At 41.4% G+C, this 12214-nt stretch carries 13 protein-coding genes; 6 read left to right on the top strand and 7 right to left on the bottom strand.

Annotated elements, in window-relative coordinates; translation table 11 throughout:
* Positions 1 to 21 precede the first annotated feature (21 nt).
* Positions 22 to 573, top strand: coding sequence for a hypothetical protein (locus tag AC1XUD_RS06470; RefSeq protein WP_483360153.1), 552 nt, complete (start codon positions 22 to 24; stop codon positions 571 to 573).
* Positions 574 to 802: 229 nt separating this feature from the next.
* Here AC1XUD_RS06470 and AC1XUD_RS06465 read toward each other — a convergent pair whose 3' ends face one another.
* On the bottom strand, positions 803 to 1813 hold the full coding sequence (locus tag AC1XUD_RS06465) for a glutamine synthetase beta-grasp domain-containing protein (protein WP_483360152.1): 1011 nt from the start codon (positions 1811 to 1813) through the stop codon (positions 803 to 805).
* 385 nt (positions 1814 to 2198) lie between these two features.
* Here AC1XUD_RS06465 and AC1XUD_RS06460 point away from each other — a divergent pair, with 385 nt between their 5' ends.
* The 3 genes from AC1XUD_RS06460 (at position 2199) to AC1XUD_RS06450 (ending at position 4499) form a co-directional block, all read left to right on the top strand.
* Positions 2199 to 2909: an RsmE family RNA methyltransferase gene (locus tag AC1XUD_RS06460; protein WP_483360151.1), complete on the top strand. Its 711-nt coding sequence runs from the start codon at positions 2199 to 2201 to the stop codon at positions 2907 to 2909.
* A gap of 99 nt (positions 2910 to 3008) precedes the next feature.
* Positions 3009 to 3614 carry a DUF4159 domain-containing protein gene (locus AC1XUD_RS06455; protein WP_483360150.1) on the top strand — a complete coding sequence of 202 codons (606 nt, stop codon included), beginning with the start codon at positions 3009 to 3011 and terminating at the stop codon, positions 3612 to 3614.
* A 138-nt stretch (positions 3615 to 3752) separates the two neighbouring features.
* Positions 3753 to 4499, top strand: a complete 747-nt coding sequence (locus AC1XUD_RS06450; protein ID WP_483360149.1) for an acyl-CoA desaturase — start codon at positions 3753 to 3755, stop codon at positions 4497 to 4499.
* A 267-nt stretch (positions 4500 to 4766) separates the two neighbouring features.
* Here the strand turns inward: AC1XUD_RS06450 and AC1XUD_RS06445 are convergent, their stop codons facing one another.
* The 5 genes from AC1XUD_RS06445 to AC1XUD_RS06425 are packed head-to-tail and all read right to left on the bottom strand — an operon-like array spanning position 4767 to position 10033.
* Positions 4767 to 6140 (bottom strand): sensor histidine kinase, encoded by a 1374-nt coding sequence (locus AC1XUD_RS06445; protein WP_483360148.1) that lies wholly within the window; start codon positions 6138 to 6140, stop codon positions 4767 to 4769.
* Position 6141: 1 nt separating this feature from the next.
* Entirely contained in the window at positions 6142 to 6819 is a 678-nt protein-coding gene (locus tag AC1XUD_RS06440) for a response regulator (RefSeq protein ID WP_483360147.1), read from the bottom strand.
* Positions 6816 to 7349, bottom strand: a complete 534-nt coding sequence (locus AC1XUD_RS06435) for a 5' nucleotidase, NT5C type (protein WP_483360146.1) — start codon at positions 7347 to 7349, stop codon at positions 6816 to 6818. Before AC1XUD_RS06435 ends, AC1XUD_RS06440 begins: the two co-directional genes overlap by 4 nt.
* Complete coding sequence (locus AC1XUD_RS06430; RefSeq protein ID WP_483360145.1) at positions 7349 to 8725, bottom strand: dihydrolipoamide acetyltransferase family protein; 1377 nt, start codon at positions 8723 to 8725, stop codon at positions 7349 to 7351. Before AC1XUD_RS06430 ends, AC1XUD_RS06435 begins: the two co-directional genes overlap by 1 nt.
* A gap of 33 nt (positions 8726 to 8758) precedes the next feature.
* Positions 8759 to 10033 carry a competence/damage-inducible protein A gene (locus AC1XUD_RS06425; protein ID WP_483360144.1) on the bottom strand — a complete coding sequence of 425 codons (1275 nt, stop codon included), beginning with the start codon at positions 10031 to 10033 and terminating at the stop codon, positions 8759 to 8761.
* 110 nt (positions 10034 to 10143) lie between these two features.
* Here AC1XUD_RS06425 and AC1XUD_RS06420 point away from each other — a divergent pair, with 110 nt between their 5' ends.
* Positions 10144 to 10875, top strand: coding sequence for a DUF4197 domain-containing protein (locus AC1XUD_RS06420; RefSeq protein ID WP_483360261.1), 732 nt, complete (start codon positions 10144 to 10146; stop codon positions 10873 to 10875).
* Between the two features lie 63 nt (positions 10876 to 10938).
* Positions 10939 to 11283 (top strand): gliding motility protein GldC, encoded by a 345-nt coding sequence (gene gldC / locus AC1XUD_RS06415; protein WP_483360143.1) that lies wholly within the window; start codon positions 10939 to 10941, stop codon positions 11281 to 11283.
* A gap of 323 nt (positions 11284 to 11606) precedes the next feature.
* On the opposite strand, the gene AC1XUD_RS06410 is transcribed toward gldC, so the two are convergent.
* Entirely contained in the window at positions 11607 to 11795 is a 189-nt protein-coding gene (locus tag AC1XUD_RS06410; RefSeq protein WP_483360142.1) for a hypothetical protein, read from the bottom strand.
* Positions 11796 to 12214 lie beyond the last annotated feature (419 nt).

The following is a 12214-nucleotide window of genomic DNA, read 5'->3' as shown; positions in this document are numbered from 1 at the left end:
ACACAAGAAATTTTTAAAACTATGAATCCGGGATTTGACCCAGACGAAATTGCTCAGCTAAAACGTGAATGTAAGGCGGAAAGATCTACCTTTATTTATGTTGAGGACGAATTTGACGAAGAGGAGGAAGAGAACAACGAGCATGCTCATATTCAGTTTGTTGGCATGTATAAAAATGCAGAGGTAATTTACGATGCATTGATCTACACTTTACGTCTTCACCACTCTACGTTGGTTTACGACAAGGCACTCGAAAGATTGAAAAACCAAATGCCGGACTATGTAACGCCAGACGAAAGACTTGCTCATGAGCCAGTTGACGAAGCGGCCGACGAGGAAGCCGAGCTTTTGCTTCAGGAGTTCATCGAAGAAATAGAAGAAAGCGAGGAAATCAAGGTAAAAGAGCATGTTGAAACCGATACCGATTTTGAATATGGTATTGGTCTGGAAGTTGGGTTGAACAGAGAAGAAATCGATGATAAGGTAATCAGCGAATTCGTGGCGTTGTTTAACGCGGATCGTCTTCAGCTTGATCCAAATGTGATGTCATTCACGAGCGAGGACGAAGAATAATTTCTACTAAGAATATTTTTACGAGCGACCGGGGCAATTTATTTCCTGGTCGTTCGTGTTTTCTGGCCTTAAGGTGGCAAGCAAAGCGCGCTAAACAAAAGTTAGCTCACAATATGGCTTCTTGCGGGCTTTTCTATTCCTTATGTTAATTTCCGTGAACAATTTAAATGTATACTGAAACACAAAAAGCCATCCGAAGATGGCCTTTTGCAATATAAGTATCTGAATATTAAAGAGCTCCTTTAACAGTTTTGATGATACGAGCAGCAACTTTGTAAGGATCAGCAGCTGAGTTAGGGCGACGATCTTCCAAATATCCGCTCCATCCTTTTTGAGGAACAAGAACAGGGATACGGATCGACGCACCGCGGTCAGAAACTCCGTAGCTGAAATCATGAATACTTGCAGTTTCATGTTTTCCAGTCAAACGCAGGTGGTTATCTGCACCGTAAACTTCGATATGTTCTTTAACAACAGGACGGAAAGATTCGCAAACTTTATCGAAAACTTCTTTGCTTCCAGCAGTTCTCAACGCAGTGTTTGAGAAGTTGGCGTGCATACCGCTACCGTTCCAGTCAAGGTCGCCAAGAGGCTTGCAATGCCAGTTGATAGAAACACCATATTTCTCACCGATACGCTCCAATAGGTAACGTCCAAGCCAGATTTGGTCTCCAGCCTCTTTAGCGCCTTTTGCAAAGATTTGGAATTCCCACTGTCCCGCAGCAACCTCTGCATTAATACCTTCAACGTTAAGACCAGCGTCAAGACATACGTCAAGGTGTTCTTCTATAATCTCGCGACCAAATGCATTTTTTGCACCTACTGAGCAGTAGTATGGTCCCTGAGGTGCTGGATATCCGTTTGCAGGGAATCCAAGCGGTTTGTTAGTTTCGTTGTCCCAAAGGAAATATTCCTGTTCGAATCCGAACCAGAAATCGTTGTCATCGTCTTCGATTGTAGCACGACCGTTTGAAACGTGAGCGGTTCCGTCAGCGTTCAATACTTCGCACATTACCAAATAACCGTTTTTACGCTGTGGGTCAGGGATAATGTAAACAGGTTTAAGCAGACAGTCAGAAGATCCGCCAAGTGCTTGTTCGGTAGATGAACCATCAAATGACCAGTTGCTGCAATCTTCTAGCTTTCCACTGAAATTGTCTTCAATTTTCGTTTTGCTGCGCAAACTTTGGGTTGGCTTGTAGCCATCCAACCAGATGTATTCCAGCTTGGATTTAGACATAATAGTACTAGATAAAGTGGTGACGAATATTTATAACAGCACAATATTAATGTAAATATGTATTTCCAAAAAATAAAACCTAAGAAAAATTAAATAGTTGCCGAATAATATTACGATTATAGAAGTATTGACAGCAAAAACTGCATTATTTTAATAAATGGTACTCGCTGACATTTTTGAACTCTTTTTACGCAAAAAATGCAAAGTAGTATTATTTTGAGTTGTTTGTGGTTCTATTCCCATGTAAAAAATGCTAAAGTTGCAAAAACGCGATTATCGTATCAGTAGCTTATTCTTGGAATAATTAAGTTTTTCTTTATTTTAACTCCGTTTTATTTGCATACATTTGGTCAAGCGAGAAATAGGAGATATTTACTATATTAAAATGCATTTGTTTTATCAACCCCTCCCTGCCGTATTTGTACTTGACGAAGAGGAGACAAGACATATTTCTAAAGTTTTAAGGCTTAGAGTGGGGGACTCAATTCATGTAACCGACGGGCAAGGTCTTCTGCAAACCTGCCGGATAACAGAGATGAACCGGACGGTCGCATACGTCGTCACAGAAAGTATATACGTACCTAAAAAAGGGCCCAAAATCATACTGGGCGTCGCCCCCACCAGGAAAGCTGAGCGGAATGAGTGGATGGTGGAAAAAATGACCGAACTGGGCGTTGATCATATAGATTTTGTTATTACCGAACACACTCATACGGAGGGTATTAATAGGGTAGTTAACTTAACCCGGCTGAATCGCATTGCAGTTGCGGCGATGAAGCAGTCCCAGCAGTTTTATCTACCGGTGATCAGTGTAGGTGAAAAGTTTGGCCATTATCTTGCTGAGCATAATTTGCTCAATAACAAGTTATTGGCCTATGTTCCGGAACATGAAACCTCGCCACATGTTTTTACTGCTGTCGATAAAAATAAAGATACATTACTGCTGATAGGTCCGGAGGGTGACTTCACGCCCGACGAGGTTTCACTTGCCGTTGACAATGGATTTAAAACCGTTTCGTTAGGTCCAACCAGGCTGCGCACGGAAACGGCCGCAGTTGCCGGGTGTCATGCGATAAATTTGGCCCGGAATTTGTAGGATTTTGTTTATATTAGGTAAAACATATTCAGAGCTATGCGTTCATTCCAGAAGATACTAATTGGGCTAGGGTTCATTTTCTGTTCTTTATCGTCAACGATGGCTCAGCCTTCACTGAAGATAGCCAAGCTGAAATATGGGGGAGGCGGTGACTGGTACGCTAATAAAACCTCCTTACCCAATCTGATCAAGTTTTGTAATTCGGAGCTGAATATGAATATTGCTCCTTCCGAAGATATCGTCGAAGTTGGTAGTCCCGACATCTTCTCTTATCCTTTTGTGCACCTGACAGGCCATGGAAATGTGGTCTTTACAGATGCGGAAGCCAGAAATTTGCGTCAATATCTTCTTTCCGGCGGTTTTCTGCATGTTGACGACAATTATGGTTTGGATCAATTTATCCGTCGGGAAATGAAAAAGGTATTCCCAGAACTATCTTTTGTCGAGCTTCCATTTGATCACCCGATATATAAAGTAAAATATATTTTTCCGGATGGCCTGCCGAAGGTTCATGAGCATGACGGCAAAAATCCACAAGGCTTTGGCCTGATCTGGGAAGGACGGTTAGTATGCTATTATTCTTATGAAACAGATTTAGGTAATGGCTGGGAAGATCAAACAGTATATAACGATCCTCAGGAACTTCGTATTAAGGCTCTGCAAATGGGCGCCAATCTTTTAAGCTACGCATTCACAATTTTGTAATATTCCGATATAGTTTAGATTAATCGTTGAATATTAAGTAATTGATTGGATTAATTATAAATTGATCAGTTAAAGCTATGGTTATATGGCAGGTTAGAATTAACTTTGTTATAGTACTGATTAATTATTTGTTGCTTCATGTATATTGTTCTTGCCGTTTTCGCCATACACTGGTACCTGTCACTTTTCTGCCAAACATTCTTCCTTCATAGATATTCGGCTCATAAGATGTTCATTATGAGCAAACCATGGGAACGCTTCTTCTATTTGTTGACATACGTTTCTCAGGGTTCTTCTTATTTAAGTCCAAGAGCATATGCTATTTTGCATAGGATGCACCATGCGTTTAGTGATACTGAAAGAGACCCGCATTCTCCACACCATACTAAGAATGTGTTCACCATGATGTGGGAAACAAAGTCAATATACAATGCGGTTTTGAGCCGGAAGAGAGTGATCGAAGCACAATTCGAAAGGAACTATCCGGAATGGAACTTTATTGAGAAACTCGGAGACAGCTGGCTTTCACGTGTAGGATGGGCCTTAGTTTATTTGGCATTTTATATTCTTGCATATGTGTACCTCGATATGCACTGGATTTTCTTTTTCCTTTTGCCAATTCACTTTTTGATGGGGCCGATTCACGGTGCTATTGTTAACTGGAGCGGGCATAAATACGGATATCAAAATTTTGACAATCATGACAAATCGAAAAACTCATTGATATTCGATTTTCTTATGATGGGAGAGTTGTTTCAGAACAATCACCATAAACGTCCGAACTCGATTAACTTCGGTTCAAAATGGTTTGAGGTAGACCCAACTTATCCGATTATTAAGCTTCTGAGCAGACTCAAGGTAATTGAGATTCGAAAGAAGGTCTGAAGAGAGATTTAAGATTTAAGAGGCAGCAATATCCAATGGGTGTTGCTGTTTTTTGTTATGTACAATTGGCTAATCGATTTTGGAAATCACAGGTTCGGGCAAAATAAATAAGGCAAGCGTAAGAGACGCTTGCCTTATTTGCTTATTAACACCACAAAAAATGAAATCTAGTAAAATCTTTTGAGCCGTATTGGATTGTTCCAGACTCTACACTACAAATAAAATAAGTAATAATTAAAATGAACTTAATACAAAATTAGAATTTGCTTAGAGACGCGAAAAATCCACTTTAAATGTCGTGCCCTTGACGGAATTCGGAATAATTTGAATATTCCCATTGTGAAGTTTGACTATTCGGTCTATAAGTGATAGTCCAATTCCATATCCTTTTATACTTGCCGTGTTGTCACTTCTGTAAAACGGCTGGAAAACCAGATTCCGGTCTTTTTCGGGAATTCCCTTCCCTGAATCAATAAAACAAACGGATAGCAGTTTCTCCGTGCACTTTAAAGTGACGAAAACGTTGTGGTCTTCCGAGAACTTGCAGGCGTTATCCATCAAATTTAGAAACGCGATTTTAAGTAGTGTGGAATTGCCTGCAAGTTCCAGCCAAGCGTCATCGTCAGGCAGATCGTCGAAGTCTATGGTGACATTGTAATTGACGTTTGCCTGCATCATACTAAGTCGGCTGTCAAGCAGCAGGTCGTCTATCCGGATAATTTCAGTTAATAAATCCTTTCGATCCTCACTTACTTTGGCCAGCTCCAAAAGCGCGTTGGACAACTGAGCCAGTTCCTGAATATCCTCCAGGACCGAGCCAATGGTGACCTGATAATCATGAGGAGACCTTTCTTTCAAAAGGCTAACTTCCAATTGAGAACGAATTTTGGTCAGCGGGTTTTTTAATTCGTGGCTAACATTGCCTACAAATATCTTCTGCATTTGAAAAGCCGCTTCAATGCGGTCCAGCAGTTTGTTGAAAGTAGAGGTCAACCTTCCGATTTCATCGTTTTGATTTGGGACTTCGAGCCGTGTATCCAGCTTCTGAGGTAAAATACCTTCTACTGAGTTCATTACTTTGGATATAGGTCGGAGCGCACGTTTTGAAAACTCCCAGCCCACCAGCGCAACTACGACCGTTACTATAACGAATAGTAATGTCAGTAAGGTACTTAGGTTAGACAAGTTGGCTTGCCCGTACAAATCCTGGGCCCCCAACAGAACCACAGCCTGATTAAAGGGGTATTTGTAAAACAGCCCGACAACCTTGTAGTCACCGTCGTCATACCGAATCTGCCCCTGCTTTCGAATCTCATCAAGCCAGTAGTTTGAAACGTGTATAGCTTTATTTTGCGGAGATGCCAGGTTGCTGTAAATCAGACGGTTTTTTTCGTCGAAGATGAGAATATTCTCGTTGTATATGAGGTCACGATTGGTTTCATCAAGGGCTCGGAGTACTTCTATATTGACCTGGGGTTTCAATAAAAGCTCTGCCTGAGATTTCGCCTTTGACCTGAGTCGGTCGTAGAAATCCTGATTAACATTGTAGAAAGTAAAGAAATAAACAGCCACAAAAGTAACCAGGAGGATTCCGCTTACCAATAAGGAGAACTGGACCGTAAGCCTGGTACGAATCTGCATGTCATTCTATTTTGAGTACATATCCCATTCCAAACTGTGTGTGAATCAATTTCACGGGATAGTCTTTATCAATTTTTTTACGAAGATAGTTAACATATACTTCGATCACATTGGTGCCTGTGTCAAAGCCGATATCCCAAACCTGCTCGGCGATCTCGACTTTTGATATAACCCGTCCCTGATTTCTGATCAGGTATACTAAAAGATTGAACTCCCGAGCGGTCAGGTTTATCTTATTGTCAGACCTATATACTGTTTTGGCATCAAGTGAAACCTCCAGATCAGCAAATTTGAGGAGCTGAGAGGTCTGCTGAACGTTGCTTCCTCTCTTTGTGAGAGCCCGAATCCTAGCTAATAATTCCTTGAATTCGAATGGTTTAACGAGATAATCATCTGCGCCGGCATCTAACCCGGTTACCTTATCATCGGTGGTGCTCAGTGCCGTTAGCATCAAAATCGGTGTATTATCACCTGTTTTCCTGATTTCCCTGCAAAGCTCAATTCCATTGATTCCCGGAATGATAATATCGCTGATAATAAGTTGATAAGCGTTATTTTTGGCCAGCTGCCGGCCAATCAGACCGTCATATGCGATATCTACTTCATATCCATTCTCTTCCAATCCTTGCTTGATAGATTGAACCGTTTTCGGTTCATCTTCAATGAGTAGTAATTTCATAAACGGTGTAAAAATAGCTCTGACACTTCCTTCCAACTTGAAACCCTCTGAAAGGTAGTGTCTTTTAAATTGTGCGGGGCGTTAAATAATATTCCTTTACCCTCAAACCCCACGAGGTTTCTGACATGATCATCAATAAGGTAGTCGGAATTGATGATCGTTTTATATCCGCAAAAAACGATATGAGTCCAAGGGATAAATTTAAAATGTTTAGCGAGCCAGTTAAACTTGTCGGAAAACGAATTTGGAAATTCCATACAAGCTGTGGCAATGAATATTTCGTAATATTTTGAAAGCTGCGCCACTGTATCAACCGCATCCTTTTTAACTTCAATATCAGCGAAAAAGCCCGGTGAATTAATGATTTTAAAGAGTTTGGTATACTGTTTAGGATGCAATAGATCTTTGATTGCGCCCTCCTGCAGGTTCTTTTCTGTCAGTGTTGTTGAAAAATCATTCAGGATAATGTCGACCAGTTTTTCGTGTGTGTTGGCCAGCACATCGTCCATATCCAGTGTTAATCTTAACATTAAATCAATGTTCGGGTTAGGTCAAAATTTTCGAGATAGTCGTGTACCTTTTTCAAAAACAACCCACCAAGCGAGCCATCCACAACACGGTGGTCGTATGAGTGGCTGATAAACATCATGTTACGGATACCGATCAAATCGCCCTGAGGTGTTTCTACCACCGCTGGTTTCTTTTTGATCGCTCCAAAGGCCATGATTGCAACCTGGGGCTGAACGATTATGGGGGTACCCATCACATTTCCGAAAGCTCCGATATTGGAAATTGTATAAGTTCCGCCCGCCAGGTCATCAGCCTTCAACTTATTCTCTCTCGCTCTTCGCGCAAGGTCGTTCACTTTTCTCGCAAGTCCTGCCAAGTCATATTGGTCGGCACGATGAATGACCGGTACAATTAGATTACCATCTGGAAGCGCCACGGCCATGCCGATATTGATATCCTTCTTTTTTATGATTTTGTCCCCTTCTACCGAGATATTGATCAGGGGATAATCTTTGATCGCCTTCACAACCGCCTCAATCAGAATGGGTGTAAAAGTGATACTATCGCCGGATTTTTTTCGATATTCATTTTTCACATGTTCCCGCCAGCTCACAACGGGAGTCATATCAGTCTCGATGAATGACGTAACGTGAGCTGAAATCCTCCTGGACTCCACCATCCGCTGCGCAATCATTTTACGCATTCGATCCATCTCAATCACCTCATTTTCTCCATTCAGAGATTGGGTGGATACTGACTGGGTCGCATTAGACTGGGTCGCACTAGACTGGGTCGCACTGGGTTTGTGCGTTCCGGGCTGCGTTGAAAAATGTGTCTCAGGAATCGATATGCTGTGTCTTCGTTTTAAGTAGGCGAGGATATCATTTTTCGTGATCCGCTCTTCTGCACCAGTTCCCTGAATTGTGGCCAGCTCTTCGTTACTGATATGCTCTTCACGTGCAATGCTTAGCACTAAAGGCGAGTAAAATGTATTTTCGTTTTGATATTGAGCGACCGCTTTCTTTTGTGAGCTAACAGAAAGGATATTGCCATGAATTTCATTTTCCAGTTGTTCCGCAATTTCTTCTTCCGACACTTCCGCATATTCTAAATCGCCCGCAGTGACCAGCCCCTGAATGGCGACTTTCACCTCTTCGCTTACTTCGATTTTTGCAATAGGACTTCCAATAGCAACCACATCATCCACTTTCACCAGCCATTCCGATATAACTCCACTATATGGGCAAGGCACCTCCGTATCAACTTTGTCGGTCGCAACCTCCAGAATTGAATCATCGATGGAAACTTTATCTCCTTCCTTTTTTAGTATACTGAGTACTGTACATTCCAGAATACTCTCACCCATCGGGGGCATCAACATTTCTACTATTGCCATATTTTATTTTTCAAGTAGCTGAAATTCAGAATTTCAACCTAATTTCTCTATTTCCGTAGATTTTAATATCGTTTTTCTGAGCAAGTTTAAGGCATAAGATGACGCTAATTCGATGTTAATTGCCCTGACATTCATCAACTTCAACAACTGCGTTTGTGTCTCGCCTGCGCTCGCACATGCGATCCAGACAGTTCCTACTGGTTTGTCAGGCGTTCCTCCATCCGGACCGGCGATACCTGTCGTTGAGATCGCAAAATCTGATCCCAGCAATTTCCGGACTCCTTCTGCCATTTCTATTGCCGTTTGCTCACTCACTGCACCATATTGGCGTATCGTCTCCTCCGACACTCCTAATATGTTTGTTTTGACATCATTAGCATAACTCACAACCGAACCCAGAAAGTATTGCGATGAACCCGAGATACTCGTGATCTCATGCGCTACCATACCTCCGGTGCAACTTTCTGCCGTTGCAAGTGTGGCATTGTTTTTAGTGAGTAACGTACCAATGACTGTCTGTAGTTCATCGTTTTCGAAGCCATAAACATACTCTTCGATATAAGGCATCAATGTGTCGAAGTGTTCTTGAAGTTCTTTATCAAGAATCGCTTCATCAGAACCTGTTCCGGTCAATCTTAGTTTTACCTGACCAAATTTGGGCAAATAAGCCAGCCTAATATGCGATGGGAGCGCGTCTTCCCACTTTTCGATTTTTTCCGCCAGAAAGGATTCCCCGATCCCAATCGTTTTGACTGATCTGTGTTTGATCACAAAATCGTTAAACCTGGCTTTAAGTCTTGGCAGAATCTCGAATTCCATCAGACTTTTCATCTCATAGGGGACACCAGGCAATGAAACATATATGACGCCATTTTTTTCAAACCACATCCCGGGCGCAGTGCCCCATAAATTGGGGACATAGGTTGCTGCGGTTGGCAATGCTGCTTGTTGCGTGTTAAGCTCGGACATAGTTCGACCTCTCTTCGCAAAAAAGGTAGTAATCAAAGCCAAAGCTTCGTCATTAATTTTTAAATCGCAATCAAAATATTCGCAAAAGGCAGTTTTTGTGATATCATCTTTCGTTGGCCCGAGTCCTCCGGTAACGATGATCACATCAGCCCGAGCACTGGCCTCTGCAAATGAGTCAAGTATATCTTTTTTAACATCGCCGACCGAGGTTTTCCGAACCGGTCTAATACCTATGTCAGTCAGTTGAGAACCAATCCATTGCGTATTTGTATCTGTGATTTGTCCAAAAAGAATTTCGTCACCTATGGTTATTATCTCTGCCTTTATGATCTCATTCATGCCCGCTCGTGCACATTATTAGGAACCTATTATTTTCTCAAAAATAAGTAAAATTAATCGTTATTGGTTACGTTTGAGGTCTGTAAGGAATTTAACAAACTAAGAGAATGATGAAACGAAAAGCGTTATTTCCATTAGTGATAATGGTGATATCAGGATGGGCCGCACACGCGCAGGTGAGTTCAGGACTAGGTGATTTATTGGGAGGAATACAAAAATCGGGTGGTGTACTGGGCAATGATGAAATTGTAAACGGATTAAAGGAAGCCTTAATTGTGGGGGTTGGAAACGGATCGGCGGAAGCGTCCAAAGTGGATGGCTATTTCAAAAATGAGCTGATAAAGATCGTATTGCCGCCTGAGGCAAAAAAAGTAGGAGAGACTTTGACAAAAATGGGAATGGGCGCGGAAGTAGACAAATTCACGTTGGCACTCAACAGGGCAGCAGAAGGAGCGGCGAAAAAATCAAAACCGATATTTGTGAAAGCGGTAACGTCGATGACGATACCAGATGCTCTGGATATCCTGAAGGGAAGCGATGACGCAGCTACCTCCTATCTAAAAAAGACAACTAATCAGCAGCTTTACGATACATTTTACCCAGTCGTTGATAGCACTTTGAATAAAACAAAAGCGACGAAATATTATGCTGACCTGGTCAAAACCTATAATCAGATACCATTGGTAAGGAAGGTAAATCCTGATTTGAAGAAGTATGCCACACAGAAAACTATTGATGGGTTATATGTTTTAATTGCCCAGGAAGAGAAGAAAATTCGTGAGGATCCGGTCGCAAGAGTGAGCGATTTGCTGAAGAAAGTTTTTAGTCAATCAGGAAAGTAATGTCTGCGGGAACTTGTTTCACAAGCATTTGCTTTACTTTTGTGAAAATATTAAAATTCACTAATGAAGAATTCTGAAATACATTTTAACGTCGAGCTGGATAACCAGAATATACCTGAGAAAATTTACTGGGAAGCCACCGACAATCCAAACGAAGGAATCAACGATACGAGAGCGATTGCAATAGCGGTTTGGGATCATTACCACAGAGGAACATTGAAAATTGATCTCTGGACAAAGGATATGGAAGTTTTTGAAATGAAGAGATTCTATATCGAAATTATGAGCGGAATCGCAGACACTTTGCTGACAGCTACCAACGATAAAGGTATGGCAGATTTGATCGAGTCCACCTGCGAATCGCTTAGCAAGAAGTTGGATGAGGAGATGAAGGCGGCGGCTAAGTAGCTTGGTTTTGATATATGTTTATATTAGAGAAGCAGGGATTTGATTCCTGCTTCTTTTTATTTTCGGGTCACAAGCCTCAATGACTGTATTTCGGGAATGTTACCCCTTCGGGGTTTTGTGAATATCCGTGATTGTCTTTTCTATAATCATGTCAGCCTTTCAGGCTTTTACGATTGAAGTCCCGAATAATACTGATTTGGAAGCAGATGCATGAAATCCCGAAGGGATGATATTATTATAGAATGAATACATCCGCAGTATTATAAATCCCGAAGGGATGACATCATTATTTGATAGTGTTTTTCTATAATCATGTCAGCCTTTCAGGCTTTTACAATTGAAGTCCCGAATAATATTGATTTGGAAGCAGATGCATGAAATCCCGAAGGGATGATATTATTATAGAATGAATACAGCCACTGTATTTCCAATCCCGAAGGGATGGCATGAATATCGAAATCGGGATAAATGTCGATTTTGTTTTTCGCGGAATGGCAGATGAACGTTATCACCCCTTCGGGGTTTTGTGAATATCCGTGATTGTCTTTTCTATAATCATGTCATTCTTTCAGGCTTTTACGATTGAAGTCCCGAGTAATATTGATTTGGAAGCAGATGCATGAAATCCCGAAGGGATGCGATTATTATAGAATGAATTCAGCCATTGTATTTTCAATCCCGAAGGGATGGCGTGAATATCGAAATCGGGATAAATGTCGATTTTGTTTTTCGCGGAATGGCAGATGAACGTTATCACCCCTTCGGGGTTTCGCGGAAGTTCCCGATCTATGATAATCTATAATAGTGTCAGCCTTTCAGGCTTTTTCTATTCAAATATAGTTTTATGGAAAGAATTTAGCCGTTGACTCTAATCCCTAAGGGATGTGATTACTATAGAATTAATACAGCCATTGTATTTTCAATCCCGAAG

It is taken from the genome of Dyadobacter sp. HNCC25DJ184 (assembly GCF_056895215.1).
This window is presented reverse-complemented; position numbering and strand designations above follow the sequence as displayed.